30 protein-coding genes are annotated in these 25,678 nt (G+C 57.4%); 28 read left to right on the forward strand and 2 right to left on the reverse strand.

The window, feature by feature from the left end; translation table 11 throughout:
- Positions 1-147: 147 nt before the first annotated feature.
- From QMX91_RS03530 to QMX91_RS03645, 24 genes are all read left to right on the forward strand, one after another.
- Complete coding sequence (locus QMX91_RS03530; protein WP_282412235.1) at positions 148-639, forward strand: phage terminase small subunit P27 family; 492 nt, start codon at positions 148-150, stop codon at positions 637-639.
- Positions 602-2,416, forward strand: a complete 1,815-nt coding sequence (locus QMX91_RS03535) for a terminase TerL endonuclease subunit (protein ID WP_282412236.1) — start codon at positions 602-604, stop codon at positions 2,414-2,416. The genes QMX91_RS03530 and QMX91_RS03535 overlap by 38 nt, the downstream gene beginning before the upstream one ends.
- Complete coding sequence (locus QMX91_RS03540; protein WP_102595644.1) at positions 2,413-2,598, forward strand: hypothetical protein; 186 nt, start codon at positions 2,413-2,415, stop codon at positions 2,596-2,598. Before QMX91_RS03535 ends, QMX91_RS03540 begins: the two co-directional genes overlap by 4 nt.
- A 2-nt stretch (positions 2,599-2,600) precedes the next feature.
- Positions 2,601-3,872: a phage portal protein gene (locus QMX91_RS03545; RefSeq protein ID WP_282412237.1), complete on the forward strand. Its 1,272-nt coding sequence runs from the start codon at positions 2,601-2,603 to the stop codon at positions 3,870-3,872.
- Complete coding sequence (locus tag QMX91_RS03550) at positions 3,869-4,813, forward strand: S49 family peptidase (RefSeq protein WP_282412238.1); 945 nt, start codon at positions 3,869-3,871, stop codon at positions 4,811-4,813. The genes QMX91_RS03545 and QMX91_RS03550 overlap by 4 nt, the downstream gene beginning before the upstream one ends.
- A gap of 63 nt (positions 4,814-4,876) precedes the next feature.
- A complete protein-coding gene (locus tag QMX91_RS03555; protein ID WP_282412239.1) occupies positions 4,877-6,196 on the forward strand; it encodes a phage major capsid protein in 1,320 nt (439 codons plus the stop codon).
- A 48-nt stretch (positions 6,197-6,244) separates the two neighbouring features.
- On the forward strand, positions 6,245-6,532 hold the full coding sequence (locus QMX91_RS03560; RefSeq protein ID WP_282412240.1) for a hypothetical protein: 288 nt from the start codon (positions 6,245-6,247) through the stop codon (positions 6,530-6,532).
- Positions 6,533-6,535: 3 nt separating this feature from the next.
- The gene (locus tag QMX91_RS03565) at positions 6,536-7,087 is read left to right on the forward strand and encodes a hypothetical protein (protein ID WP_282412241.1); all 552 of its coding nucleotides are present in this window, start codon (positions 6,536-6,538) and stop codon (positions 7,085-7,087) included.
- Between the two features lie 2 nt (positions 7,088-7,089).
- Positions 7,090-7,452 carry a phage head closure protein gene (locus tag QMX91_RS03570; protein ID WP_282412242.1) on the forward strand — a complete coding sequence of 121 codons (363 nt, stop codon included), beginning with the start codon at positions 7,090-7,092 and terminating at the stop codon, positions 7,450-7,452.
- The gene (locus tag QMX91_RS03575; RefSeq protein WP_282412243.1) at positions 7,445-7,966 is read left to right on the forward strand and encodes a hypothetical protein; all 522 of its coding nucleotides are present in this window, start codon (positions 7,445-7,447) and stop codon (positions 7,964-7,966) included. Before QMX91_RS03570 ends, QMX91_RS03575 begins: the two co-directional genes overlap by 8 nt.
- Before the next feature lie 24 nt (positions 7,967-7,990).
- A complete protein-coding gene (locus tag QMX91_RS03580) occupies positions 7,991-8,581 on the forward strand; it encodes a hypothetical protein (RefSeq protein WP_282412244.1) in 591 nt (196 codons plus the stop codon).
- Positions 8,578-8,784: a DUF2635 domain-containing protein gene (locus tag QMX91_RS03585; protein WP_198131969.1), complete on the forward strand. Its 207-nt coding sequence runs from the start codon at positions 8,578-8,580 to the stop codon at positions 8,782-8,784. Before QMX91_RS03580 ends, QMX91_RS03585 begins: the two co-directional genes overlap by 4 nt.
- The gene (locus tag QMX91_RS03590; RefSeq protein ID WP_282412245.1) at positions 8,784-10,280 is read left to right on the forward strand and encodes a phage tail sheath subtilisin-like domain-containing protein; all 1,497 of its coding nucleotides are present in this window, start codon (positions 8,784-8,786) and stop codon (positions 10,278-10,280) included. The genes QMX91_RS03585 and QMX91_RS03590 overlap by 1 nt, the downstream gene beginning before the upstream one ends.
- A gap of 60 nt (positions 10,281-10,340) precedes the next feature.
- A complete protein-coding gene (locus QMX91_RS03595; RefSeq protein ID WP_282412246.1) occupies positions 10,341-10,688 on the forward strand; it encodes a phage tail tube protein in 348 nt (115 codons plus the stop codon).
- The gene (locus tag QMX91_RS03600; protein ID WP_198131966.1) at positions 10,685-10,981 is read left to right on the forward strand and encodes a phage tail assembly protein; all 297 of its coding nucleotides are present in this window, start codon (positions 10,685-10,687) and stop codon (positions 10,979-10,981) included. Before QMX91_RS03595 ends, QMX91_RS03600 begins: the two co-directional genes overlap by 4 nt.
- A 130-nt stretch (positions 10,982-11,111) precedes the next feature.
- Positions 11,112-13,175 (forward strand): phage tail tape measure protein, encoded by a 2,064-nt coding sequence (locus QMX91_RS03605; protein WP_282412247.1) that lies wholly within the window; start codon positions 11,112-11,114, stop codon positions 13,173-13,175.
- Entirely contained in the window at positions 13,172-14,440 is a 1,269-nt protein-coding gene (locus QMX91_RS03610; protein ID WP_282412248.1) for a DNA circularization N-terminal domain-containing protein, read from the forward strand. Before QMX91_RS03605 ends, QMX91_RS03610 begins: the two co-directional genes overlap by 4 nt.
- 2 nt (positions 14,441-14,442) lie before the next feature.
- Complete coding sequence (locus QMX91_RS03615) at positions 14,443-15,558, forward strand: phage baseplate assembly protein (protein ID WP_282412249.1); 1,116 nt, start codon at positions 14,443-14,445, stop codon at positions 15,556-15,558.
- Complete coding sequence (locus QMX91_RS03620; protein WP_282412250.1) at positions 15,555-16,061, forward strand: phage baseplate assembly protein V; 507 nt, start codon at positions 15,555-15,557, stop codon at positions 16,059-16,061. The genes QMX91_RS03615 and QMX91_RS03620 overlap by 4 nt, the downstream gene beginning before the upstream one ends.
- Positions 16,061-16,459 carry a phage GP46 family protein gene (locus QMX91_RS03625; RefSeq protein ID WP_282412251.1) on the forward strand — a complete coding sequence of 133 codons (399 nt, stop codon included), beginning with the start codon at positions 16,061-16,063 and terminating at the stop codon, positions 16,457-16,459. The genes QMX91_RS03620 and QMX91_RS03625 overlap by 1 nt, the downstream gene beginning before the upstream one ends.
- Entirely contained in the window at positions 16,449-17,486 is a 1,038-nt protein-coding gene (locus tag QMX91_RS03630; protein WP_282412252.1) for a baseplate J/gp47 family protein, read from the forward strand. Before QMX91_RS03625 ends, QMX91_RS03630 begins: the two co-directional genes overlap by 11 nt.
- Complete coding sequence (locus QMX91_RS03635) at positions 17,477-18,076, forward strand: putative phage tail protein (RefSeq protein ID WP_282412253.1); 600 nt, start codon at positions 17,477-17,479, stop codon at positions 18,074-18,076. The genes QMX91_RS03630 and QMX91_RS03635 overlap by 10 nt, the downstream gene beginning before the upstream one ends.
- Positions 18,077-18,087: 11 nt before the next feature.
- Positions 18,088-19,437 carry a hypothetical protein gene (locus QMX91_RS03640; protein WP_282412254.1) on the forward strand — a complete coding sequence of 450 codons (1,350 nt, stop codon included), beginning with the start codon at positions 18,088-18,090 and terminating at the stop codon, positions 19,435-19,437.
- A gap of 12 nt (positions 19,438-19,449) precedes the next feature.
- On the forward strand, positions 19,450-19,869 hold the full coding sequence (locus QMX91_RS03645; RefSeq protein ID WP_282412255.1) for a hypothetical protein: 420 nt from the start codon (positions 19,450-19,452) through the stop codon (positions 19,867-19,869).
- On the opposite strand, the gene QMX91_RS03650 is transcribed toward QMX91_RS03645, so the two are convergent.
- Positions 19,866-21,824: a hypothetical protein gene (locus QMX91_RS03650; protein ID WP_282412256.1), complete on the reverse strand. Its 1,959-nt coding sequence runs from the start codon at positions 21,822-21,824 to the stop codon at positions 19,866-19,868. The two genes, QMX91_RS03645 and QMX91_RS03650, sit on opposite strands and share 4 nt — an antisense overlap.
- 87 nt (positions 21,825-21,911) lie before the next feature.
- Here QMX91_RS03650 and QMX91_RS03655 point away from each other — a divergent pair, with 87 nt between their 5' ends.
- Both QMX91_RS03655 and QMX91_RS03660 read left to right on the forward strand, forming a co-directional pair.
- A complete protein-coding gene (locus QMX91_RS03655; protein WP_282412257.1) occupies positions 21,912-22,445 on the forward strand; it encodes a glycoside hydrolase family 19 protein in 534 nt (177 codons plus the stop codon).
- Positions 22,446-22,480: 35 nt separating this feature from the next.
- Positions 22,481-22,963: a lysis system i-spanin subunit Rz gene (locus QMX91_RS03660; RefSeq protein ID WP_282412258.1), complete on the forward strand. Its 483-nt coding sequence runs from the start codon at positions 22,481-22,483 to the stop codon at positions 22,961-22,963.
- On the opposite strand, the gene QMX91_RS03665 is transcribed toward QMX91_RS03660, so the two are convergent.
- Entirely contained in the window at positions 22,955-23,284 is a 330-nt protein-coding gene (locus QMX91_RS03665; protein ID WP_282412259.1) for a hypothetical protein, read from the reverse strand. The genes QMX91_RS03660 and QMX91_RS03665 overlap by 9 nt on opposite strands.
- Before the next feature lie 768 nt (positions 23,285-24,052).
- On the opposite strand from QMX91_RS03665, the gene QMX91_RS03670 reads away from it, so the two are divergent.
- Complete coding sequence (locus tag QMX91_RS03670) at positions 24,053-24,787, forward strand: XRE family transcriptional regulator (protein ID WP_027611049.1); 735 nt, start codon at positions 24,053-24,055, stop codon at positions 24,785-24,787.
- A gap of 526 nt (positions 24,788-25,313) precedes the next feature.
- Positions 25,314-25,655: a phage holin family protein gene (locus tag QMX91_RS03675; protein ID WP_003222183.1), complete on the forward strand. Its 342-nt coding sequence runs from the start codon at positions 25,314-25,316 to the stop codon at positions 25,653-25,655.
- Positions 25,656-25,678 lie beyond the last annotated feature (23 nt).

Raw genomic sequence — 25,678 nt, forward strand, 5'->3', positions numbered from 1 at the left:
GGGGTGAAAAACTTCATTCGGACTTCCTTCTAGACCGCTCGCCCCCCTCGCTTCGCAAAGTCGGGAAAAATGAGGGGAGGGGGGTATCAACAGGCAGGGGTATTTATGGCCGGAAACGGAAACTCGGGTCGCCCTGGAAAACCAGCGGTGCTCAAACTTTTGCAGGGGAATCGGGGCCGGGAAAATCTTGATGACCTGATTGCAGAGGCCACAACGCCGGCGGTACCCGTGGGGGCACCGCCAATGCCGGATGTCCTTTCGATAGAGGCAGTTGCGGAATGGGAGCAGTTGGTTCCCGCATTGATCTCCCTCGGTATCGTTTCGCAGCTGGATTCGATGGCGCTGGCAACTTATTGCCAGGCGACGGCGGACTGGCGGCGCTACCAGCGGCTGATTGCTAAGCGGAATGTTGAGTCCGCTGATGAATTGGGCGGCGACATCCAGACCTTCAAAACCGGCGCGCAGCAGATGCACGTCCTTCGGCAGCTGGCGAACGATGCGGAAAAGCGTGCCAACGCAGCTGGTGCGCAGTTCGGCCTTTCGCCGATGTCCCGGCGCAATCTGAAAACGGCACCGCCGCCGCAAGGTGAGCTCTTCCCTAATGAACAACGAGACGCCGCAGACAAGTATTTCCGCTGACGATCGCGTCACTGCCTTTGCCCTTGCCGTATTGGCTGGCGATATCGTCGCCGGTCCCAATGTTCGTAACGCCTGTAAACGCCACCTTCGCGACCTGGAGCATGGGCCTTCACGTGGTTTGATTTGGGATTTGGATAATGCCAACCGCGCAATTGGTTTTTTCGAGGATGTGCTTTGCCTCAACGGCGGTGACTACGAAGGCATGCCGTTTCTGCTGGCTCCGTGGCAAGCCTTTGTCGTTGGTAGTTTGTTTGGCTGGATGACCGTTGATGGTTATCGCCGCTTCCGATTGGGCTACATCGAGACAGGAAAAGGCTCTGGCAAAAGCCCGTTGGTCGCCGGGATCGGCCTTTACGGGTTGGTCGCCGACGGTGAGCAGCGCGCCGAAATCTACGCGGCGGCGACCAAGCGCGATCAGGCAATGATCTTGTTTCGTGATGCCGTGTCGATGGTCGACATGTCTCGCAACCTTCGCTCGCGCCTGGTGCAGTCTGGTCGCGACGAAAAAGTTTGGAACCTGTTTTACGAAAAGACCAACTCCTTCTTTCGGCCCATCAGCGCTGACGAAGGCAAGTCAGGTCCTCGGCCACACATCGGCTTGCTTGATGAGGTGCACGAACACAAGAGCGCCGCCACTGTAAACATGATGCGCGCCGGTACCAAGAACCGCCGCAAAGCCATGGTGGTGATGATCACCAACAGTGGCTCCGACAAGAAGACGGTCTGCGGCCAGTACCATGATCTGGGCGTCCGGATCTGTGCGGCCATCGAAGATGACGATAGTTTTTTCGCGTTCATCTGCTCGCTGGATGAAGGCGACGACCCGTTCAAGGACGAAGCCTGCTGGCCCAAGGTCAACCCCTCGCTGGACTACATCGCCGAAGGGCAAAGCGATGGCATCCCCGGTCGCAAGTACTTGCGTGAACAGGTCCAATCGGCCCGAGGGCTACCGGCTCAGGAGTCGGTGGTGCGTCGTCTCAACTTCTGCGAATGGACACAAGCTGATGCCCCATGGATTTCTTGGGGTGTTTGGAAGCAGGCCGAAGAACGTGTGCCAATGCGGCTACTGCGCAACCGCCGATGCGTCGGCGGGCTCGATCTAGCCAGCACCACGGACTTGACTGCATTTGTCCTGATCTTCTGGCCCGCCCCACATGATCCGCACTGGCGGCTGCTGCCGTACTTCTGGATCCCGGACGATGACCTTCAAGGGCGCGAGGATCGCGACAAGGTGCCCTACGCCATGTGGGTTAAAGATGGGCACCTTGAAACGACCCCGGGCCGGGCCATCAGTAAGCTGCATGTGCTGCGTCGCCTGGTCACGATCTGTGCGTACTTCGACGTCGAGCGCATCGCCTATGACCGGTGGCGCATTGAAGACCTGCTGCAGCTGATGTCCGAGTACGACATCTCACTGCCAGAAATGGTGGGGTTCGGCCAGGGGTACAAGGACATGGGGCCGGCAGTCGATGAGTTCGAGCGCCGTCTGCTGGGCCTAGCCCCTGAGCAGGACGTGATCGATCTTGATCCCGCTGACTGGGAGGTCATCGAAAGCGAGACAGTTGAAACCCTGCGTCACGACGGTAACCCGGTAATGACCTGGTGCGCCGGCAACGCGGTGATCGTTTCTGATCCAGCCAACAACCGGAAGGCCGACAAGGCCAAGGCGACCGGCCGGATCGACGGCATCGTCGCATCCATCATGGCCGTCGGAATCAGCAGCAAGGCTGCTGGGCCGAGTGGCAAATCCATCTACGACGAAGGGGCTGGTATATGAAATTGGGCATCCTGTCATGGGTGGCTGGGCTGCTGGGCTTCAGTCTGCTGGTGTACGGCGTGGCAATGATCAGCACGCCGGCTGCCTGCATTGTTGCCGGCCTCGGCTTGATGGCCTGGTCATTCCTTGCCGATCGCGCATCCGCTGCACTGAAAGCCAAAACCAAACCACCAGGAGGTTGAGCATGTTCTTTTCAAGCGTGCTCGGCGAGGGGCGCGGAAATCTGACAGAAACGAGCGACGGATTTTGGCGTGGTCTTCTGGGTGGCGGCCGCAACAGCACGGGCGTGAGGGTCACGCCCGAGTCGGCGTTGGGCCTGCCGATCCTGCAAAACTGCGTCACGCTCCTGGCCGAGACCATGGGGCAACTGCCCTGCGAGATGTACCGCCGGCTGGACAAAGGCCAGCGCGAAGCGGCCATCAACCATCCGGCGTATGACGTCCTTCGGTACCAGCCAAACGGATTTCAGACGCCTTATGAATACCGGGAGTGCACTCAAGGTGCTGCCGGTTTGCGGGGTAACGCTTACAGCTTTATTGACCGGCGGGATGACGGAAATGTCGCAGCGCTCTGGCCGTTGTGCAACGACAAAGTGCAGGTACTGAAAGGCGGAGACATGCTGCCGTACTACCGGATCAGCGGTGGCGAAACTCTGCCGATGCGCATGATCCACCACGTGCGGTGGTTTAGCACCAACCATTACGTAGGGCTGTCGCCGATTGAGGTCCATGCCGAATCGTTGGGCTTGGCTCAGGCGGTGCGGCAATACACGGGCAAAAGCTTCGCCAATGGTGTGACCGTCTCCGGTGTGATCGAGCGGCCGCGTGAGGCCCCGGCTATTAAGGATCAAGGCAGCATCGACAAGATTGTCGATCAGTGGGGGCAGAAGTTTGGCGGCATGGACAACGCCAAGAAGGTTGCGCTGCTGCAGGAGGGCATGACCTTCAAACCCGTCTCTATGAACAACGTTGACGCTGAAGTGTTGGGGATTCTCAAAACCACCGGTACCGACATCGCCCGGATCTACAAGATCCCGCTGCCCATGGTCAACGACCTGGAGAAGTCCAACTACAACACGCTTGAGCAGCTGATGATTCAGTTCGTGGTGTTCGCGTTGTTGCCTTGGGTCAAGCGTCACGAGCAGTCGATGATGCGCGACTTTCTGTTGCCCGCTGACCGGCGTGAGTACTTCATTGAATTCAACCTGTCCGGCCTGCTGCGGGGCGATCAGAAAAGTCGGTATGAGGCCTACGCCATCGGGCGTCAGTGGGGCTGGCTTAGCGTCAACGACATCCGCCGGCTGGAGAACATGCCTCCGGTACCAGGCGGCGAGATCTACCTGCAGCCGCTGAACATGGTGGACGCCGGCAAAGGTGCCCCCGATCTGACTAACCCCAACGTGCGAGCGCAGCTCGAATTGCAGCACGTTGAAATCGAGAGGATGTTGGCGCAATGAAACACTACCTTAGAGCCTCCAGCCTGCTGTTCAATCAGCCGTTGTTGGTGACGCCTGACATGTTGGACCTCGGCGTTCGCTGGGCCAACCAGGCAATGAGCTTGAACATCGTAAACATCGGGGCTGTAGCAGGCGCCGGTCTTTGGTCGGATGATGGCCTGGACCGCATCGCCCAGCGCGAAGAAGAACGCCGTACAGCCATTGCCCGCACCGGTATCGAAGTGATTCCGGTCAGCGGCGTGTTGGTCAGTCGCGGCAGCCACGTCAGCATGTGCGAGACGATGACCAGCTATGAAACGCTGCGGGCTCAGATTCGCAACGCTGTTGCGGATCCGATGGTTGAGCGCATCGTGTTGGACATCGACAGCCCCGGCGGTTCTGCCGTCGGCGCGTTCGAGCTGGCGGCCGACATTCGCGCCATGGTGCAGCAGAAGCCAATCACTGGCATCGTCAACTTCATGGCTTACAGCGGCGGCTACCTGATCGGTGCGGCCTGTAGCGAACTGGTGGTGAGCCAGACCAGCGGTGTTGGCTCCATCGGTGTCATCGCCAGTCACATGGATCGATCCAAGCAAGAGGAAGGCATGGGCGTCAAGGTGACAACCGTGTTTGCCGGCGCTCACAAAAACGACCTCAGTCCTCACGAGCCACTGAGCGACCAGTCGCTCAAGTACCTCAACGACGTCGTGCAGGAGAGCTATCAGCTCTTCGTCAATGCGATTGCCGACTACCGCGGGCTCTCGGTACAGCAGGTCATTGCCACTGAGGCGGGCTTGTATCGAGGGCAGGCCGGTATCGCGGCGGGCCTCGCCGACCGCATGCAAAGCCCGCAACAAGCTGTCGATGATTTATCCAACTCAGTGGCATTGAGCCGAGCCAGCCGGCAGCAAGGCCGTCTTTCCGTCCGTGCAGCTGCAATGGATTTTCAAACCAAGATCTGACCGCGTTCGCGGCAGTCGTTCGAAGCCCGCCTTGTGCGGGTTTTTTAATGCCCAGGAGGCACCATGTCCCTTGTACTTCAATTGCGTAGCGAACGCGCCAAACTCAATGAGTCGCTTCAGGCTCTGGCAAAGCTTGAGTCTGGCGGTGAAACCCTGTCGGCTGAGCAGCTGACTCAGTTCACCAGTCTGGAGGCTCAGTTCAATGCGCTGACTGACAAAATCAGCCGCGCCGAACAGGCTGAGCGAATGGCCGCCGCCAGTGCGGTACCGGTCAGTGAGTCGGCGCAAGGCCGCACCGGTCCACCACCAGGTTACATTTCCGGTTCGGGTCCAGCTGATGCGCCAGGTGTGCGCATGGCTCAGATGGTTCGTTTGCTGGCCGCTGCCGGTGGCAATCAGCATCAGGCCGCTCAAATGGCAGAGCAGGGTGGTTATTCCACCGATGTTGCCATGGCGTTGAGCACCGTGACGCCGGGTGCCGGTGGTGTGTTGGTTCCTCAAAACTTCGCAACCGAAATCATTGAAGCCCTGCGCCCAATGTCGGTTGTGCGCAAGATGGGTACCCGGAGTCTGCCATTGAATAATGGCAACTTGACCATGCCGCGAATCACCGGCAACACCATCGTGACCTACATCGGTACCGAAACCGATATACCGATCACCGGCATGACGTTCGCTGACACGAAGCTTTCTGCGAAAAAAGCGGCAGCAATTGTGCCTATCTCGAATGACCTAATTGCCAACGCCGGTATCAGCCCTCGCATTGACGACATTGTCGTGAACGATTTGGCGGTGTCGATGGGGCTCTCGGAAGACCTGCACTTCATTCGCGCCGACGGCACCGGCACGCTGCCCAAGGGGATGCGCTATTGGGCACAAGCGTTCAACGTGTTGCCAGCTCCCGACACCGCTGGCATCACCCTGGAACAAATCGACCTGTTCTGCGGCGGCATGATGCTTCGCATCGAAACGGCCAACGTGATGATGAAGGACTGCGGTTGGTTGATGCATCCGCGCGTGTTCCGCTGGTTGCAGACGCTGCGTGATGGCAACGGCAACAAAGCCTATCCGGAAATTGAACAGGGACTGTTCAAGGGGTATCCGGTTGGTTTGAGCAACCAGATCCCGGTCAACCTCGGCGTCGGCGGCAACGAGACCGAATTCTACTTCGTCAACTTCGCTGACATGATGATCGGCGAAGACATGGACCTGACGATCTCGTTCAGCAACGAGGCTTCGTATAAGGACTCCGAGGGCAACATGGTCAGCGCCTTCCAGCGTGATCAGACCCTGGTCAAGGTAATCGCCAAGCACGACTTTGGGCCACGGCACGTGGAGTGCATCGTGGTCGCCGTCGCCGTGAAGTGGGGCGCCGGCATGTAATCCTTTTGCCCCGCTTCGGCGGGGCTTTGCATATCTGAGGTCGAAGCGATGAGCGATAAAGTTGTAGTACGGTTTCTGAAAGCCTGGCGCGGTTACTCTGCTGACGAGTTGGCAGGGTTTGACGTAGAGGTTGCTGAGGGCCTGAAATCCAAGGGCTTTGCTGAAGCTTACGAAAAGCCAAAAGCAGGTAAGACTGCAACGGCGAAAACAGGTAGTGCCAAAACTGCTGGTGAAACGGGCGCGGCAAACTCGCTGGCTGAGCCACCAGGCGCAACGTCAAACGGTACTGAGGGCGGCGAAGGTAATACGGGTACCGATGACGACGCGAAGCCTTAAGCCATGGCCCGTCGAATCGAGTACTTCGGCGAGCCAGTCCTGACACTGGCGCAGGTGGCTTTCCAGTGTCGGGTTGAGCCGGAGGACATGGAACCGTCGCTGATTGAACAGATCATCATTCCCGGCGTCACCACTCAGTGCGAGTCGAAAACCGGCGCCTCAATTCGCGGTGCCGTTTACGAAGAGGAATGGCCAACCGGCTTCGCCTCGGGGCACGCGCTGGACATTGGCCAGGCCACAGAGGTCGTATCGGTGGATGTCCGGCAGCCTGATGGTTCGTGGGCTGCACACACAGGCTCGATTGAGCTGCGTCAAGATCAACGCGAAAGTTTCCTTTCTTTCCCATCGGGCAGACCCTCTGGGTCGTTACGCATTCGCTACAAGGCTGGTGTCGATCTGGATCTGCACCCCGGCGTCCGCAACTGGCTGCTGATGGCGGCGGCAACAATCTACCGCCATCCGGAGATGTTTCTGGTGGGACAGGCTTTGGCTGAGCTGCCGTCTGCATTTCTCGATCACCTGGTGGCTGAGATCACCGTCCCGCCGAGGTTCTGATTATGGCCATGCGCGAACCCAGTGCTGGAGAGTTGGACCGGCGTATCACCCTGAGGTTGAGGGCCGACATTCCGGCGCCGGATCAAGGGCTTGACTCGTTGTTCACCGATCAAAAAAAACGGTGGGCAAAGATCGAACCTGTCGGTACCGCTGTTTACGCAAACGGTGTTCAGACCGATGTGAAGATTACCCATCGGGTGACCTTCTATTACCTGAAGGGGATGAGCGAGTCCCATGAAGTTGTTCATGGTGACACGATCTATCGGGTTCGCAGGGTCGCGGACATGAACGGCAATCGTCGGTTCACGCTGCTCGAAGTGGAAGAGCTGGGTCCGCAACAGGTTGGGGGAGGGATCTATGTCTAACTCAGCTTCGATTGATGGTTACTTGCACGTCGAAGGCTTCGACAAGTTCGAGCGCGATGCCTTCGACAAACGGAAGATCCGCGCGGGGATGCGCAAGATCGGCCTGTTGATCACACAAAAAGCCCAGATGAATCTCGCGCTTGGCAGTGGCCAGGATGGCTACCCGGTCACTCGCACCGGTGCCACGGTGGAGTCGATCAGTTTCAAGGTGTCACGCTCCGGCTTTCTCGTTCGCATCTCTCCGACCAAAACCACGGCAATGGAAGATTTCTATCCGGCCTACCTGCACTACGGGGTGAAGCGAGGAAAGAAACTCGGAAAGCTGGCGCCCGGGATGGGCAAAGGTAAATCGAACCGTCGAGCCAAAGGGGCTCGCGCCGCCGCGCTGGCCGAGCGTGCTTCCGGTGAATGGCGGATCAAGCCACGTGACAACTACATGGCCGATGCCTTGCAGGACTCGGCTTCACAAGTTCAATCAATCCTCTCTGCTGCGTTCGCAGCTGCTTTGGGCTGATCGCTGATCCTTCTGGACCTCCTCATGAAATTGAATCCGATTGTCGCTCACCTTAAAGCGACATGCCCCGTCTTCGCCGAGCGAGTCACCGGCGGAATTGATTGGGATGCCGTTGTGGATAGCGCAAAGCTTGCTCTTCCTGCGGCATACGTCATTGCTTCGGCGGATGCGGGCGGCCCGAACAAAACGCAAAACGCAGTCATTCAAGACATAACCGATCAGTTCGCTGTGGTGATCGTTCTCGATGCTGGCGATGAGCGCGGCCAGGAAGCCAACGATTTGTTGCACGACCTGCGCGCCGAACTCTGGCGATCTCTTATCGGTTGGTGCCCAGCCCCCGAGTACGAGCCTATCGAATACGGCAAGGGTGCGCTGCTCCACACCAGTAGGGCGCGCGTGGTGTACCAGTTTCTGTTCACCGCCGAGTTCCAGCTTGGGCGGAGCAGGCAAGGCGAGCCTGCTGAAACCTGGCACGAACTCGAACTCGATGGTTTGGCGCCTTTCACCGGCGTGACCTTCAACATGGACTGCATCGACCCGGCAGATCCGAACCTGCAACGACCTGGCCCGGATGGGCGCATAGAAGCGAAATTCTCAGGAGACGTAACACCATGACCAATCGCATCACTGTGGTGCCGGCCTCTGGCCGCTCTGTGCCCGACCCGGAGGCTGGCGACTTGTTGCCAGTTGAAGGCCGGGAAGTCCCCGACAACGCGTGGTGGCGCCGCCGTAAGGCTGATGGGGATGTAACCCTCAAGGCTGATAAAGCCCAATCCACCAAGGGCGTTACCACGCCGAAACCCGAGGAAGCGCAATAATGGCTATCGGATTCAGCAACATTCCCGCCGATATCCGTGTGCCGCTGTTCTATGCGGAGATGGATAACTCGGCAGCCAACAGTGCATCGTCGGCCATGCGCCGGCTGATCGTCGCCCAGGTCAACGGAGACGCCACCAGCGAAAGCATTGGCAAACTGGTGCTGGCGTCGAGTCTTGGGCTGGCCAAGGATATCGGCGGTCAAGGCTCAATGCTGGCTGCGATGTACGAAGCCTGGCGCAAGACTGATCCTATCGGCGAGATCTGGTGTCTTCCACTACAGAGCGAAACCGGTACCGCTGCAACGGCGACCGTCACTATCACCGGTGCGGCGACCGAGCCGGGTTTGCTGAACCTGTATGTCGGCGGTATTCGCGTGCAATCGGTAGTCGTCTCGGCGGCGACTCCGGCAATCGCAGCTGCCGCCCTGGCTGTGAAGATCAATGCCACACCAGACCTGCCGGTTACCGCCGTGGCCGCGGATGGCGTTGTCACGCTCACCTGCAAGTGGAAGGGGGAGAGCGGTAACGACATCGGCTTGATTCTGAATCGCCTGGGCAAATCAAACGGCGAGGCGACTCCGGCAGGCCTGACTATTGTTGCCACCCAAATGACGGGTGGCGTCGGGGCTCCAGACCAGATTGACGCAGTCGCAGCGCTGGGCGACGAGCCGTTCGAGTTCATCTGTGTGCCATGGTCGGACACGACCACGCTGAACGCGTGGCGGGATGCGATGGACGACAACACCGGGCGCTGGAGCTGGGCAAAGCAATTGTTTGGTCACGTCTACAGCGCGAAGCGCGGCACGCTGGGAACGTTGGTAGCGGCCGGTCAGGCGCGCAACGATCAGCACATGACCATTCAGGCCATGGAGCCGGGTGTACCACAACCGGTGTGGGTGCAGGCTGCTTCTCTGGCGGCGCGCACGGCGGTGTTCATCTCGGCAGACGCCAGTCGGCCAACGCAAAGCGGCTCGCTGCCCGGGCTCGATCCGGCGCCGGCCAGTGAGCGGTTCACGTTGACCGAGCGTCAGTCGCTGCTGACCTATGGTTTGGCGACGGCCTACTACGAAGGCGGCTACGTTCGCATTCAGCGCTCGATCACCACCTACCAAAAGAATGCCTATGGCCAGGCCGATAACTCGTACCTGGACAGCGAGACGATGCACCAGTCGGCCTACATCATCCGGCGCATGCAGAGCGTCATCACCAGCAAGTACGGCCGCCACAAGTTGGCCAGCGACGGCACGCGGTTTGGCGCCGGTCAGCCGATCGTCACACCGAGCACGATTCGCGGTGAGCTGATCGCACAGTACGCCAAGCTTGAGTCGGAAGGTCATGTAGAAAACGCTGATCTGTTCGCTGAGCACCTGGTGGTGGAGCGCGACAGCAATGACCCTAGCCGTGTGAATGTGTTGTTCCCGCCGGACTACATCAACGGCCTGCGAATCTTCGCGCTGCTCAATCAGTTCCGCCTCCAGTACGACGCCGCTGCGTAACGCTGACCACGATCACCAAGCCCGCCCCGAGCGGGCTTTTTCATTCTGGAGATACAACCCATGGGCAAAAAAGTAGCGGGCACGGCCTACATCAAGGTGGACGGTATGCAGTTGACCGTCACTGGTGGCGCCGAGGCGCCGTTGATGGACAAAAAGCGGGAGACGGTTTACCCGGGTTTTTACAAGGAAGAAGAGCTGGCGGCTTATTTGAAAATGACCGTCATCCACGATCCGGATCTACCGATCAAAACGCTGACCGAAGGCACGGACATGACGGTCACCTGCGAATTCAACAACGGCAAGGTCTACGTACTTTCGGGCGCGTACCTGGTCGATGAGCCTACGTCGAAAGGCGATGACGGCACCATTGAGCTGCAATTCGACGGCGTGAAAGGGGTATGGCAATGACCGGTGCAATAAAACTTCAAGTGGCCATTGAGGCCCACGGCGAGCCTTTGACCGAGCTGACTCTGCGTCGGCCGACCGTGCAGGAAGTACGGGCCATTAAGGCGCTGCCGTACCGGATCGACAAGAACGAAGAGGTCGGGCTCGACATGGACGTCGCTGCGAAATACATCGCGGTCTGTGCGGGCATCCCACCGTCCTCTGTCAACCAGCTGGACCTCGCTGATCTGAACGCGCTGAGCTGGGCGGTCGCCGGTTTTTTCATGAGTGCGGCGTCGGCTCCATCAACGACCTGATTTCAGTCGCCTACGACCTGGCCTGGTTCTGGAAGGTTGACCCCGAACAGATGATGGCCAGGCCATTGGACTTGCTCACGGAAAGCCTGGAGCACGCCCAACGCATTAACGAACTCCAGCAGGTGTAGTGATGGCGGATAAGTTCCAGCTCAAGGCGTTGATCACTGGCGTCGACAAGTTGTCGCCGACACTGACCGGGATCCGTAAGAACGTTGCCGGTTTCCGCAAGCAGATGAATAGCAGCGGCCTGGGCAACATCGGGTTCAAGGATATGTTGCAGGGCGGCGCTTTCGCTGCGCCATTTATCGCGGGCGCCCGCGCGGCCATGGAATTTGAAACGTCCATGGCTGACGTGAAGAAGGTGGTCACCTTCGACACGCCCGAGCAGTTCAAGCAGATGGGGCAGGACGTGCTTGATATGTCGGAGAAAATGCCGATGGCTGCGAGCGGTATTGCAGCCATTGTGGCTGCCGGCGGACAGGCCGGTTTCGCCCGTGGTGAGCTGAAGCAATTCGCTGAAGACGCGGTGAAGATGGGGATCGCCTTTGATCAAACCGCCGATCAATCCGGCGACATGATGGCCAAGTGGCGGACCTCGTTCAAAATGACCCAGCCTGAAGTGGTGACGCTGGCTGACAAGATTAACTACCTGAGCAACATCGGCCCTTCGTCGGCTGCACAAATTTCCGACATCGTCACCCGCATCGGTTCGCTGGGCGGTATCGCAGGTCTATCCGCCGGGCAGGTTGCGGCAATGGGCGCGACGCTTGCGGGCGTTGGTGTTCCAAGTGAAGTCGCTGCGACGGGCATGAAGAACTTTATGCTATCGCTGACTAAGGGCAGCGCAGCCACCAAGCAACAGTCGGAGGCGTTTAAGTCGTTGCGCCTGGATGTGAAGCAAGTTTCGAAGGGCATGCAAAAGGATGCGCAGGGTACGATCGAGGACGTGCTGGAGCGCATCGCCAAGGTCGATCCGGCGAAACAGGCCGGATTGCTCACCCAGCTGTTCGGTACCGAGTCGGTTTCTGCCATTGCGCCACTGCTGACCAACCTGGACCTTTTGAAGTCCAGCTTCACTGCTGTCGGGAAAGAGGGCAAGTTTGCCGGCTCGATGGAAAGTGAATACACCGCGCGGTCGGCCACCACGGCCAACGCCATGCAGTTGCTGACCAACAAGGTCACCCGCCTGGGGGTTGAGGTCGGCGGCGCACTCCTGCCTCCGTTCAATGCCTTTATGGATCAAATAGGCCCGGCCATCACGCAAATGTCTGAACTTGCCAAGGCGCATCCCGGGGTGATCCGGGGCGTGCTCGGCGCCGCGTTTGCCTTTGGTGTGCTGCGGGTCGCAGTGATGGGTGCCATTGTGGTGACCAAAATCATGAGCGCAGTTATGGCCATGTCACCAATCGGGATCATTGTTCGTGGCATTGCGCTTGCCGCTGGCCTGCTCATCGCGAACTGGTCAACGGTGGCGCCTTACTTCCAGGCGATTTGGGAAAAGATCCGGGGCCCGGCGATGGTCCTGTGGGGTTGGTTCAAGCAGGCGTTTGCCTACACACCGATTCCAATGATCATGGAAAACTGGGGTCCGTTGACTGAGCTTTTCTCGGCGCTGTGGGGTGTGTTGGTAGCGGTTTCTACTCCGGCAATGGATTTTCTGGGGAAGATGTTTGACTGGTCACCCCTCGGAATGATCATCAATAACTGGGAGCCCATCTCGGCGTGGTTCAAAAATCTTTGGGAAAAGCTGAAGCCGATCATCGAGCCGATCATGAAGTACTTCGGCGGTGGGGAGGGTGGTGAAGGAATCATCAAAACCGCCACTAACAAGGCCAACAAGTTTGCTGAAGAACAGCGGGCGCGCAACGCGGGGCCGGGTGGCGGTGATGGTTCGTTCATTGAGGCCGGCGCTGTCGAAGGCGCGCAGCGCTATCAGCGGATGATGCGCAACGGCATGGGCGTGCCGAGCACGGAAAAACTGTTGAGCCGGCCTAACCTGGCTGCGCAATCTGGTGGCCTGGTCCAGCAGGCGGCGGCGGGTCAGGCGCCGAAACTCAATGGTGAACTCAACATCAATCTCAATGGGGCGCCGCCCGGCACGACGATTGACCCAGCCAAAACCAATCAGCCAGGACTGAGCATCAAGCCCAGTGTTGGCACCCGAACCATCGGCATTATGAGGCCCGGCCAATGACCGTGACGTGGCGAGATAAGCTATTGCCGGCGTCGTTCCGGGGGATCAGTTTCTTGATTCCCCAGGCGTCGGTTCCGGTAGGCATGAAAGGCCAGCTGCATGAGTTCCCGCAGCGGGATACGCCGTACTTTGAGCAGCTCGGTAAACAATCCCAAGTCCACAAGATGACGGCGTGGGTCATCGGCGATGACTGCTTCGAGCGTCGAGACAAGTTGATCGAGGCGCTGAACACACCGGGCGGCGGGGAGCTGGTCCATCCATGGCTTGGAAAAATGCAGGTCAAGGCCGGCGAGTGTGAGATGTCGCACGACCGTGTCGGCGGTGGCATGGTCATCTTTGACCTGACGTTCTACCCGGACGCGCCTTTGAAAACGCCTGCGGCCAGGGTCAACACCCAGGCTCAGGTGGTGAAGTCATCTGAAAGCCTATTGACCTCATCGCTCAATCGCTACAAGACGGCCATGGCAACGGTGAACAAAGCCCGACTCGGTCTGTTGCAGATGCGCAACAGCCTGTCGAACGTGTTCTCCGTGATTCAGCAGCAGTTCGCGCCATTCTTGAGCGTCTTCACCGACGTCACCGGTTTCGCGCAGTCGCTGATGAATTCGCCGGGTACGCTCTCGTCGCTCTTCTCCAGCTACTTCTCCAGTTTTTCTGGCTTCGACTTCTTCGGTTCCAGTTCCGGCGGTGGCTCTGGCTTGGGATATCAGGGGGCAGTGGCCGAAGCTTCACAGCAGGCTGAGTCGGTCAGCAGCATCAACACCGTCAGCCCTCTCGGTGGTACGGATACGGTGACCGCATCGCAGGCAACGGCGAACCTGGTGCAGGATTCGGTTCTGGTCCAGATCGGTTTGATTGTCAGTGAAATGCCGGTGGCCACGCAGCCGGAGTCGATTGAATTGATGCCGTCAGTTGATCAGCAGGCACTCCAGCCTATTGTTCGGCCGGATGTGCCGGTTGCTGATGATGTGATTGAACTGCGCGACAACCTCAATGAGGCGATCCACGAAGCGTCGCTCAAGGCAGACCCCGAGCATTACCTGGTACTCAACAGTTTTCGTCAGTCCGTGGTGAAACACCTGACAGCCGTGGCTCAGTCTGGGGTGCGGTTGGTTGATATCACGCCGCCTGAAACGCTGTCGGCGCTAGTGCTGGCATATCGTCGCTTCGGCGATGCAACACGTTCCCCCGAAGTCGTGCAGCGCAATCGCATTCGGCATCCGGGTTTTGTGCCGGCGGTGCCAATTAAAATCGCACAGAGGTAGCCATGCCTGATGATCAAAACGCGGTCAGCCTTACGGTTGATGGCCTGGACTACTTCGGCTGGAAATCGGTGGAGATCACCGCCGGGCTTGAGGATCAGGCCCGATCTTTCACTTTATCACTGACATGGAAGTGGCCGGGCCAGATTCAAAACGTTCCGATCAGGCAGGGCGACAAATGCCAAGTCCGGATTGGTGATGACCTGGTGCTGACGGCTTGGGTGTTTGCCACGCCGGTCAGTCACGACGACAAGCAGATCACGAAGTCAGTCAGCGGCCGATCACTGACGGCGGACCTGGTGGACTGTGCGGCGGTGAACAAGCCAGGGCAGTGGAACAATCAGTCGGTGCTGTCCATCGTCAAGGCGCTGGCTTCGCCCTATGGCATCAAGGTAAACAGCGAGATCCCCGAGGGCGGCAAGCTTTCCGACCACACTATCGAGCCAGGCGAAACAGCTTTCGCATCGATTGATCGTCTGCTGACATTGTTTCGAGTGTTCTCCACCGACGACGCCCGCGGTGCGGCGGTGCTTGCCAGCCCTGGCAGCGGTGGCCGTACCTTTGACGCAATCGAGGTGGGCAAAAACGTTAAGACCGGGGATGCACCGCTGGATTTTTCGGGCGTGTTTTCTGAATACCAGGTGCTGGGACAGAAGAGCGGGACGGACGATGAGTATGGCGCTGATGCTGCGGAGGTGTCTGCCACGTTGACTGACGATCGCACGACCCGCAAACGCGTGTTGATCATTCAGGAATCCGGCCAGGTAACCAACGAACTGGCGCAGGCCCGGGCAAGCTGGGAAAGCAGCAGCCGGATGGGCAAAGCCCTGACTGTGTCTTACACGGTGCAGGGCTGGCGGCAAACCAACGGCCAGCTTTGGCGGCACAACATGATCGCCCGGGTAGTCGATCCTATCATTGGCATGGATCGAGACATGTTGATCTCGCGCATCACCTACACCCTGAGCGAGCAGGGGATGCTCACCAAGTTGGAGGTGGGGCCGCCTGAAGGTTTCGAGCCTGAGCCGAAGGATCCGCATGGCAAGAGGAAGCTTAAGAAGGGCGGTAAGGGCGACAACTTCGAATATCTCATTCCCGCTGACTACGAGCCGAAAAAATGAGCCTGAAAAGCATGATGGCCCGCGGCACCGTGGTTCTGGCTGCCGCCGGGAAAATGATGCAGACGCTGCAAGTGCGCCTGACTGCTGGCGAACTGAAGGACGGCGCCGAGCATTTCGAACCTTACGGCTATACCAGCAATCCGCTGGCAGGCGCCGAGGTGTTGACTATGTTCCTCGGCGGCGACCGGTCCCACGCGGTGGTGCTGGTGGCCGTTGATCGCCGGTACCGGATCAAGGAATTGAAGCCGGGTGAGGTGGCTATCTACACCGATGAGGGGGACAGGATCCACTTCAAGCGCGGCCGGATCATCGATATCGAAACCGGGACGCTGAACATCAAGGCGATCAACTCAGTGAACTTCGACACCCCGACTATCACCCAGACCGGGCAGATCTTGTCCCAGGGGGATCAGGTAGCCGGTGGCGTCAGTCAAATCACGCACCTGCACGACGGGGTCGAAATGGGCGACGACCAGAGTGGCCCACCTGTTCCGGAGGCTTGATGATTATCTCAAACAGTCTTGAGGCCAGCCTGATCAGGGCGGTCACGATCAGCCTCTATACCTGGCGTCGAGCGGAAACAGATGACCCTATCGACGACGAAGAGCGTTACGGCTGGTGGGGTGACAGCTACCCATCTATCGCTGATGACCGTATCGGCTCCCGTCTTTACCTACTGCGACGGGTAAAGCTAACGCCGCAAACCCAGCGCGATGCTGAGGTATATGCCCGCGAGGCCCTGCAATGGCTACTGGATGATGGCGAGGTTATCGCCATCGATATCGTCAGCGAGAAGGTGGATATCAATCGCCTGAACCTGATGCCGACGCTGACGATCGCCAGCGGCGCGCGGCTTGAAATCAAACAACCCTCTTCATGGCAGGTGATCTATGCCGTTTGACACGCCTTCATTGCCTGTCCTGATTAGCCGCACCCAAAGCGACTTGGCCAGCGACTCGCTGCGTCGGTCTGATGCGCAGGTGCTGGCCCGAACACTGGGCGGCACGGCCTATGGTCTGTATGGGTACCTCGATTGGATCGCAGAGCAAATCCTGCCCGACCGGGCGGATGAGGAAACGCTGGAGCGAGTGGCGTTGTTGCGCCTTGACCAGCCCCGCAATCCAGCGCAGCCAGCAGAAGGGCCAGTCAGTTTCACAGCGGCAGCGGGTGCTGTGCTTGACGTGGATGTGGTGTTGCAGGCTGGTGATGGACGCACCTACAAGGTGACGACCGGCGTCACTACGGTGGCTGGACTCAATACCACCACGATAGAGGCTGTGGACGCTGGCACCCTTGGAAACGCTGACGCAGGGCTGACCTTGACGCTGGTACAACCAGTGGCAGGTGTCACCAATGCCTTCACCGTACTGGCTCCAGGGTTAACGGGCGGCATTGCGGCGGAAAGTGTCGAGTCGTTACGGGCCAGGGTAGTGCGGTCATATCGAGTGATCCCGCATGGCGGCTCTGCCGCCGACTATGAGACCTGGGCGCTTGAGGTGCCTGGGATCACACGGGCCTGGTGTCGTCGCAATTACATGGGCCCCGGCACCGTCGGTTTGTTTGTGATGCGCGATGGTGATGTAGATCCTGTGCCGAATCCCACGCAGCTTGCCGAGGTGAAAGCCTATATCGAACCGTTGCGTCCGGTGACGGCCGAGGTGTTTGTTTTGGCCCCGGTCGAATTGCCGGTGCTGTACAGCATTCACGCGGTGCCGGACACCACTGCGGTGCGAGCTGCCATTCAGGCGCAGCTGATTGATTTGCACCAGCGTGAAGCTGGGCTGGGCGAGACTCTGCTGTTGACCCATATCGCTGAAGCAATCAGCAGTTCATCAGGCGAAACCGATCACGACCTGATTGCGCCGGCGACGGATGTTGCCCCGGCCACCAATCAACTGCTGACGTTCGGGGGTATCACATGGCTGTGATCAGAACGGCCGAAGAGTATCGGCTGCAACTCCAAGGGCTTTTGCCGTCTGGCCCAGCATGGGATCCGGAGCTTGTGCCAGAGGTGGCCCGGGTGTTGGGCGGCGTGGCTGTCGAGTTTTCGCGGCTTGATGCCCGAGCCGTGGATCTGCTGAACGAGATGGATCCTTCGAGCGTCAGCGAGCTGGTGCCCGACTGGGAGTCGGTCATGGGTTTGCCAGACGACTGCCTTGGTCCGAACCCCGCATTTGAAGACCGTCGCCTGGCAGTACGCCGGCGGTTGGTGGAGGTGGGAGGGCAGAGTAGGAGCTACTTCATTGAGATCGCCATAAGCCAGGGCTACCCAGGCGCCACCATCACCGAACTACGCGCCCCTCGAATGGGGCGTTCTCGTTTTGGCGCGGCGCATTTCGGCACCTGGAACGCACAGTTCATGTGGACGCTGAACACCGGCAGCCGACAGAAGAAAGGCAGACGCTTCGGCGTCAGCTATTGGGGTGAACGCTTTGGCACCAATCCCGGCAATGCACTCGAATGCCTGATCCGTCGGCCTGCGCCGGCGCACACCCTAGTGCACATCAATTATGACTGAGAGGTAGAAACGTGGATTATCCGAAAAGTGTACCCAGCGTGGGGTTGGCGGGTGGGAGGTTTGTGGATGAGGATCCACTTGTAGGAACTCCTGGGTCGCTGATACCGGCTCAATGGGGGAACGCTACAACTGATGAAATTCTGAACGTCATCCTTGCGGCAGGCCTTACGCCGGATGAAGTGAACAATACGCAGCTCGTATCCGCAATCCGGTTGATTCAAAAGCAACCTGTCCTGATTGCCGATACTGGTGCTGCGAACGCTTATTCTGCTATCAATGCCCCGGCATTGTCCGCGTTTCCAGCAAGTGGTTACATTCAGCGTTTGGTGATTGCGCATGCCAACACCGGCGCTTCTACCTACGCACCGGATGGGCTGGCGGCCAAGCCGCTCTACGGCCTTGGATTGCAACCCCTACAAGGGGGCGAGCTTCCAGTGGGTGTAGCTGTTCTGATGTACCTGGTGCAGGCCGGAGTCAATGGTGGGAATGGCGCCTGGATCGTCATCGAGTCACTGGGTGGCTCCTCCCAAGTCGCACCCGCCACGAAAAGCCAGCATGCCCTGCAGCTGGGTCAGGCCCAGGCGCTCCCGTCCTCCCTTCAGTCTGTTGCGGCATCGGTTTCTTCAAATGCTTTAACGTTGACTTGGAGCGCCCAACCGCTGGTGTTTCGCAGTACGACACTGAACAACGGAACCGTCACTCCTGTATCTGTAAGCGGAACGCTTTCCCTGACAGTTCCTTCCGGCGCTACTTTGGGGGCTTCAAACGGTGCCCTGGCTCAGCTCGCCATTCTTGCCCTTAACAACGGCGGAACGCCTCAGCTTGGCATCGTAAATATGGCTGGTAGCGTCAACCTCGACGAGACGTCGCTCGTCAACGCTACAGCGATTTCTGCTGCATCCAGCAGCGCGAGCATCATTTACAGCGGCTCAGCGCTGACTGGTGTTCCATTCCGGATTGTCGGTTACATCACAATCACAGAGGCTGCTGCTGGGACTTGGGCTACAGCCCCGGTTCTTGTACAGGGATATGGCGGCCAAAACGTCGCGGGGGTGCTTGGGTCATGCGCCGCGTTTGCCTCTTCGCTCAGCGGGGTAACTGGATATCAGAAGCTGCCTTCGGGGTTGATCTTGCAATGGGGCAGCCTAACGACGTCCTCTTCCTCGGACACTGCTGTAACTTTTCCGATTGCGTTCCCGACATCACTCTACTCCATCACGACCAGTGTCGGCGCAACAGCGGGTGCGATATATGGTACGACGCTCAATGCCCAAACGCTTTCAGGGTTCGTGGCCAGTACCTACAACTCCGCGAATACGCGCATCAACACGACCATTTACTGGATGGCCCTCGGGAAATAACGGGAGAATAAAATGGGACAAAAACTCGCTGCATACAACACGCAGGGCGGCATCGTCGCCTTTTATGATTCTGTCGAAAGCCCACCACCTGATGGTTGCTCATTCATTGAGATCACCGACGAAGAGTGGCAGCAGTGCATCAGCACGCCAGGTTTTACGGTAAACGATGGCGTGCTAGTCGCGCCAGCTCCGATAGATGATGAACAAGTTTTGGCGCAGGAGGCGGCCGCAGCCTGGGCGGCGCTACAGGCTGCGGCAAGGGCGGCTCTCTATGCTTCTGACATTACAGTCCTTCGTTGCTATGAAGGCACCGTCGCTGTGCCTTCAACTTGGGTTGATTATCGCAAGGGGTTGCGCTCTATCGTGACCGCAACCTCAAACGGGTCTATCAAGTCGCTTCCAGCAAGACCAGAATACCCTGCGGGCACTTAGCCGCCACAACCGATTGGCTGAATATCAATGTTTAGCCAGTCGGTATCAGGATTCCCATGATCGTCAATGATAACTTTCAAAACTGGGGGGGCTGCCTGATATGACAAGGTCATGGCATGTTCGCTGCGAACAATACCTCTCTGCTCATCGTTCTTGCCGCCATCAAAGGCGACGCCAATTACAGCGCCTCCTCTGGCTATAGCTTCTGGTGGAACTCTTTCATCAATTTTAGCAGTAACTTTCGCGCCGGAACATGAAGCGTCTTTTGCAAGGCGCCCTAGGTCGATCGAAAACGATGTAGGGTCGCTGGCGCCGGGGTGGGCATAAATTGTAGTCTTATTTAGTTTGGATACATTCCCATGCAATTTTCCAATATGATTTACACTAACATACTTCATGGCGTTAGAGGTCAGTACAGTTCCCCAGTCAGTCATGTCAAGATTATCTCTTCTAATAAGTACATGATCCTTGGATAATGTTGTTTTTGTCCACCCGTAAGCGCCATCGTTGATAAACTTCACAAGCTCTGGTTGATCGTTATCTTTAGCCCACTCCAAAAGTTTTGGACTAGCCATTACGCCGTTTATATGCCCCTCATCAAGGTATCTGGCCAGGTTAGTTGTCTTTACATCAAGCGCAAACACTGGGTGGCATGTGGTTGGTGCGTAATAGCACCAGCCACCATCTAACTCAAGTAGCGATCCGAAAGGCTTTTGGGCTTTCAATGATAACGCTGTTTGAAGATTCAACTGATCTGTCGGCGGGATCGGTTTCACAATTATGGTAGCTAGTACCAAGATGCCCGCAGCACCAACTATCGTGTCGCGAGGTCCTGTCCAGCGAAATACCAACGCTGCGATCAACATGATTAGAGTGGCCGCAACAACTAGATAGTGCTCTCTAGCGAATATAAGAACAATAGACATGGCTGTTGGTGCGCACAAGATTAGCCAGGATGCGGCATCCCCTATATTAAAATTGCCGCGTTTTCTTTTTGATGCGCAATAAATAAGAAGAGCGGCGATGGCAACAATTAAAATAGGGTGGTTTGTAGCTGTCTCCCAAATCGCGCTGAAGCCGGCTTTAAAAGCACTTGCTACGTTAAATAAGAAATAGGCGATTATTTCTCCTGGGTATTTTTGAAACGCATCTACCTCTGAAGTAGCGCCAGGAAGAAATTGTGCGAGTATTTTTTCGTAGTTTAAAAATGGGTCAGTGTTATTAATTTTCCCTGTATCAAAAAGATAAAGGCTGTAGTGCTGGCCAAAAGCCATAAGAGCCCGTGCACCACCGCTCAATACTGGAAATATCCAAAGTTTCGAAAGTAAGGCAATGAAAGACAGTGCTGCGATCGTCAAGCCAAACCATAGTCGATCTTTTCGAAATGACTTTATGCTGGCCAATGCTGCTATAAAAGAAATAGTTGTTGCGGCATAGAATGCTATTACGAATTCAGGCCTAATAAATGTTGCCGTGAAGGCAGTGAGCGCAATTATTGCCATCTTCGTATGAAGTCGAGGGGCAAGTGTTGATACTGCAAAGCCAATGCTCATTATGGAGATTGCAGCATATACAAGTTTTGGAAACGCCTCTGAGTACCCTGAAGCTATCATAACTGCGACGGTAATTGCTGATAGGGCCGTATTTCTACTAACTATAAAAACCGCAACAGCGGTGGAAACAATGGCCGCTGCAACTACTGATACGCCCATCCAAAGGTGTAATGTGGCTGGATCCCCCATAAAAGACCATGCTGTTTTGTAAATGTACGAATATAATGGTGAGACTTCATAAAATCGGAAGTGATTATCCCAATTGAATATGCCAGTCGCCATGTATAGGGTTTCATCCCAAAGTTGAATATCCCAAATATGCGGGGCATTCTGCATGAACATAGCGACACATATAATTATTAGTGAAAACAATATACCTATATGCAGCTTCTGATTTTTCAAAAGATATTCCCTTACGATTACTGCCAGCTTTAAGTGGCGTGCAGTGTAACAACATCGTTATTTCTGGCAAGAATATTGGAGAAACCCATGCCCATAACCCAGCAGCAGCTGCTGCAGATCCTCCCGAACGCCGGCAAACAAGCCGGCGTTTTTGCACCTGTTCTAAATGTGGCCATGGGCCGGTTCCAGATTGTGGGCCCCAAGCGCGTGGCCGCATTCATTGCCCAGATCGGACATGAGTCCGGTCAGTTGGTCTACGTCCGCGAGATATGGGGGCCGACCGCTGCTCAGTCCAGGTACGAAGGCAGGTTAAATCTCGGCAATACCGTTCCGGCCGACGGCTTCAAGTACCGGGGTAGGGGCCTGATACAGGTCACCGGTCGGGCCAACTATGCGGCGTGCGGCGAAGCGCTGGGGTTGGATCTGATCAGCCAGCCGGAGCTGCTGGAGCAGCCGCAGTATGCCTGTCTGTCGGCCGCATGGTTCTGGGCGACCAAGGGGCTGAACACCCTAGCCGACGCCGATAAGTTCGAAACCATCACCCGTCGGATCAATGGCGGGCTCAATGGCCAGGCCGATCGGCTGAAGTTGTGGGCGAAGGCGTTGGAGGTACTGGCATGATCCCTCCTGTCTGGCGGCTAAGCGGAACACTGTTGATGATCTTACTGCTGATGGCTGGCAGCGCAACGGCGGCCTGGAGATGGCAGGCGAACATCTACGGCCGGGAGTTGGCCGAGCAGGCGAACTCCCACCAGGCCGATTTGACCGCCATCAGCAACGCGGCCTTAGCTCAAGTGCGCGTCGATCAGGACCATCGTCTGGCCCTCGAGCAGCGCCTGTCGTTCAGCGAACAAACTCACTATAAGGAATTGAGCAATGCTCAACACAACCAGGCTCGCCTGCGTGATCGCCTTGCCACTGCTGATCTGCGGTTGTCAGTCCTTCTCGACTCCACGGATCCAGCCAGTGGTTGCTCAGTGCCAGCGGGTACCGCAGCCGGCGGCGTGGTTTATGGAGGAACACGCGCCCGACTTGACCCAGCGCATGCTCAACGAATTGTCGCCATCACCGATGCCGGCGACCAGGGACTGATTGCGCTAGCCGCATGCCAGGCATACGTGCGGGAAGTATCACGCTGAGCCTTTGTTGCGCACCTGGCGCCGCAAGTCCTCAATGAGCCGATCCTTGCCGCGAGATACTGTCTGAAGATCACGCTCTTTCAAGCGCAGCACTGCTAGGGCGCCAGACTGCTCCCTAAGATTTCTCATAGCCTCATCCCGATCCCGTGTAATTTCGGCGTGCATCTCCACCAGTCCTGATATGTTTTCCTTGGCTGTACGCAGCTGTAGCTTGAGCTCCCGGATTTCGTCCTCGAGCATGTGCGCGTAATGCTTAACGGTGTCGAGCTGCGTCGGACTACCGAGCCAGTCAGAGGTGTCTTCGATTTCGTAGGGATCCACAGTAACGCTTTATCTGTACTGTTTATATATACAGTAATCGATAAGGGATAATGACAGCGATGGTGATGCGACGAACTGCATTCACATTTAACCAGGAGGACATGTGATGGGGAAAAATTCAGCGTATCGGGAATCTAAGCACAGGGAGAGAGCGCAGGTTCTTGTTGATGAGCAGGGGATTTCTTTCGAGGATGCGTTGTGCGCCATTAAGGAACGAAGGGCTGTGACGATGCAGGCTCTGAGGCGTACCAGTCGGGGCAGTAAGATGGTAGCGAAGCGGCAGACTTCATCGACGCCGTTCACCAGGCTCAAAGAGAAAGTCCATGGTTCCAATCGGCCGTTGCAAGGAGGGTCACCCGGCCAGGGCAAGAAATCTTGATGGGGCAAAAATGGGGCAAACCGTACGCCAATCAATGCCATTTAATGCCAAATGAACAATAAGCCTGATTTGTCAATTAAGCCCTATTCCCCTTGTTATTCGGGGGTGTAGGGCTTTTTTGCATTAGTACTCCAACACAATCGGGGTGTGGGAGGACAGGTCGGAGACGGCTTTATTCATCGGATTGTCAGGTAACTCGTTAAATGATGTAGGGCAAAAGCGAGGGCAACCGCCGGGCTTTTCCGCGATGGGCGCAAGGTTACCATGGGCGGTCGGCTCGACGCAGGCATGACGGCCGGCTGACACTTTTTGCGTTTAATTGTGATTTATGCACGATTTATGCAAATCAGCATTTGTCTTCGGAAAAAACTTCAAGCACTATGCGCGTTATGCAAAAACGCAACGTATCCTCCGTCTTAAGAGCACTGCTCGACCAGCACGGGATCTCCCCCACGGAGCTCCACCGTCGCACCGGCGTGCCTCAATCAACGCTCTCGCGGATTCTCAGCGGGAAGATCGTCGATCCTTCGGATAAACATATCTCGAAGATCGCCGAATACTTCAATGTGAGCACCGATCAATTGCGTGGCCGCGCCGATGTCGCGATCGCGACCGGTGGCGCGCGCGATGACGTGCATGCGGAACTCAAGGACATAAGCCTGTGGGACGACGATACCCCTGTCGATGACGACGAGGTGTCGGTGCCCTTTCTTCGTGAGGTTGAATTGGCTGCTGGATCAGGAAGATTCGTCATCGAAGAGAGCGAACGCTCTAGCCTGCGCTTCGGCAAGCGCAGCCTGCGCCACAACGGTGTGCAGTTCGACCAGGCCAAATGCGTGACGGTGCGCGGTAACAGTATGATGCCGGTGTTGCGTGATGGCGCCACGGTCGGGGTGAACGCCGGCAAGTGCGGGATCGGCGACATCATTGATGGCGACCTGTACGCGATCAATCACAACGGTCAGTTGCGCGTGAAGCAGCTCTATCGTCTGCCGACCGGCATCCGTCTGCGCAGCTTCAACCGCGATGAACATCCGGACGAGGACTACAGCTTCCAGGATATGCAGGACGAGCAGATCGTCATCCTTGGTCACGTCTTCTGGTGGGGCATGTACGCTCGATAAGTACTCCCCTTCGCATAAAACCCGCCTCATGGCGGGTTTTTTTTCGCCTGAACAAAACCCTCGGCGCCTTGATTTATGCGGTCTGCATGCGTCCGTGCATTTCTCGCGCATAAATAAATGCATTTACGCATTGACTGTATATGCATCCATGCATATTCTTGCCACCAAGCCGCTCGACAAAGCGGCTGGCAACAACAGCTCTTTAGTTCCACAAGAACAGGCAGCGATGAACCGGCCTCAACGGTTCAGAGGGTTGGCAACTGACCCGGGTGTGCAGCGTAAAGCACCAAGAGCAGTTATCCGGCGGGCAGGGACCGCGGTCGGAAAAACAATTTGAATGGACTCGTACCGCGCCAGTAGCGCCGAAAAGTCAGCTTCCTTCTCGGATACAGGATTTGAAGGAAGGCGAAGGAGTGCATTACTGAAAAGCCCGGCCTCAACGCCGGGCTTTTCGGAATGCCTACCTGAAGAGACATCGCTTGAACCCAACACACAACACTCATCAACTAGAACCAGGAGGCGTGACATGACAAACGAGCAACAAGCGTTGGCGGACATGCCGATCTGGCTGGTCATCCTCCTTGCCGTGGTGGGCGGGGTGTCCGGCGAAATGTGGCGCGCCGACAAGGAGGGCGCCCGTGGCTGGTCATTGCTGCGGCGTCTGGCCCTGCGCTCCGGGGCCTGCATGATCTGCGGCGTCTCGGCGATCATGCTGCTGTACGCCGCCGGGCTATCCATCTGGGCCGCTGGTGCCTTCGGTTGCCTGACCGCCATGGCCGGGGCCGACGTGGCCATCGGTCTGTACGAACGCTGGGCCGCCAAGCGCATCGGCGTCTGCGAAGTTCCCCCGCCGCGCGATCCACAGTAACTCAACACTTTCTTGCCTCGCTG

It is taken from the genome of Pseudomonas sp. PS01299, assembly GCF_029960145.1.
Classification (GTDB): Bacteria; Pseudomonadota; Gammaproteobacteria; order Pseudomonadales; family Pseudomonadaceae; genus Aquipseudomonas; species Aquipseudomonas putida_A.

What these genes read in the sequence shown, in the direction of transcription:
- QMX91_RS03535 (WP_282412236.1), top strand. Translation starts at nt 602, where the DNA reads ATGAACAACGAGACGCCGCAGACAAGTATTTCCGCTGACGATCGCGTC.
- QMX91_RS03540 (WP_102595644.1), top strand. Translation starts at nt 2,413, where the DNA reads ATGAAATTGGGCATCCTGTCATGGGTGGCTGGGCTGCTGGGCTTCAGT.
- QMX91_RS03545 (WP_282412237.1), top strand. Translation starts at nt 2,601, where the DNA reads ATGTTCTTTTCAAGCGTGCTCGGCGAGGGGCGCGGAAATCTGACAGAA.
- QMX91_RS03550 (WP_282412238.1), top strand. Translation starts at nt 3,869, where the DNA reads ATGAAACACTACCTTAGAGCCTCCAGCCTGCTGTTCAATCAGCCGTTG.
- QMX91_RS03555 (WP_282412239.1), top strand. Translation starts at nt 4,877, where the DNA reads ATGTCCCTTGTACTTCAATTGCGTAGCGAACGCGCCAAACTCAATGAG.
- QMX91_RS03560 (WP_282412240.1), top strand. Translation starts at nt 6,245, where the DNA reads ATGAGCGATAAAGTTGTAGTACGGTTTCTGAAAGCCTGGCGCGGTTAC.
- QMX91_RS03565 (WP_282412241.1), top strand. Translation starts at nt 6,536, where the DNA reads ATGGCCCGTCGAATCGAGTACTTCGGCGAGCCAGTCCTGACACTGGCG.
- QMX91_RS03570 (WP_282412242.1), top strand. Translation starts at nt 7,090, where the DNA reads ATGGCCATGCGCGAACCCAGTGCTGGAGAGTTGGACCGGCGTATCACC.
- QMX91_RS03575 (WP_282412243.1), top strand. Translation starts at nt 7,445, where the DNA reads ATGTCTAACTCAGCTTCGATTGATGGTTACTTGCACGTCGAAGGCTTC.
- QMX91_RS03580 (WP_282412244.1), top strand. Translation starts at nt 7,991, where the DNA reads ATGAAATTGAATCCGATTGTCGCTCACCTTAAAGCGACATGCCCCGTC.
- QMX91_RS03585 (WP_198131969.1), top strand. Translation starts at nt 8,578, where the DNA reads ATGACCAATCGCATCACTGTGGTGCCGGCCTCTGGCCGCTCTGTGCCC.
- QMX91_RS03590 (WP_282412245.1), top strand. Translation starts at nt 8,784, where the DNA reads ATGGCTATCGGATTCAGCAACATTCCCGCCGATATCCGTGTGCCGCTG.
- QMX91_RS03595 (WP_282412246.1), top strand. Translation starts at nt 10,341, where the DNA reads ATGGGCAAAAAAGTAGCGGGCACGGCCTACATCAAGGTGGACGGTATG.
- QMX91_RS03600 (WP_198131966.1), top strand. Translation starts at nt 10,685, where the DNA reads ATGACCGGTGCAATAAAACTTCAAGTGGCCATTGAGGCCCACGGCGAG.
- QMX91_RS03605 (WP_282412247.1), top strand. Translation starts at nt 11,112, where the DNA reads ATGGCGGATAAGTTCCAGCTCAAGGCGTTGATCACTGGCGTCGACAAG.
- QMX91_RS03610 (WP_282412248.1), top strand. Translation starts at nt 13,172, where the DNA reads ATGACCGTGACGTGGCGAGATAAGCTATTGCCGGCGTCGTTCCGGGGG.
- QMX91_RS03615 (WP_282412249.1), top strand. Translation starts at nt 14,443, where the DNA reads ATGCCTGATGATCAAAACGCGGTCAGCCTTACGGTTGATGGCCTGGAC.
- QMX91_RS03620 (WP_282412250.1), top strand. Translation starts at nt 15,555, where the DNA reads ATGAGCCTGAAAAGCATGATGGCCCGCGGCACCGTGGTTCTGGCTGCC.
- QMX91_RS03625 (WP_282412251.1), top strand. Translation starts at nt 16,061, where the DNA reads ATGATTATCTCAAACAGTCTTGAGGCCAGCCTGATCAGGGCGGTCACG.
- QMX91_RS03630 (WP_282412252.1), top strand. Translation starts at nt 16,449, where the DNA reads ATGCCGTTTGACACGCCTTCATTGCCTGTCCTGATTAGCCGCACCCAA.
- QMX91_RS03635 (WP_282412253.1), top strand. Translation starts at nt 17,477, where the DNA reads ATGGCTGTGATCAGAACGGCCGAAGAGTATCGGCTGCAACTCCAAGGG.
- QMX91_RS03645 (WP_282412255.1), top strand. Translation starts at nt 19,450, where the DNA reads ATGGGACAAAAACTCGCTGCATACAACACGCAGGGCGGCATCGTCGCC.
- QMX91_RS03655 (WP_282412257.1), top strand. Translation starts at nt 21,912, where the DNA reads ATGCCCATAACCCAGCAGCAGCTGCTGCAGATCCTCCCGAACGCCGGC.
- QMX91_RS03660 (WP_282412258.1), top strand. Translation starts at nt 22,481, where the DNA reads ATGATCTTACTGCTGATGGCTGGCAGCGCAACGGCGGCCTGGAGATGG.
- QMX91_RS03670 (WP_027611049.1), top strand. Translation starts at nt 24,053, where the DNA reads ATGCAAAAACGCAACGTATCCTCCGTCTTAAGAGCACTGCTCGACCAG.
- QMX91_RS03675 (WP_003222183.1), top strand. Translation starts at nt 25,314, where the DNA reads ATGACAAACGAGCAACAAGCGTTGGCGGACATGCCGATCTGGCTGGTC.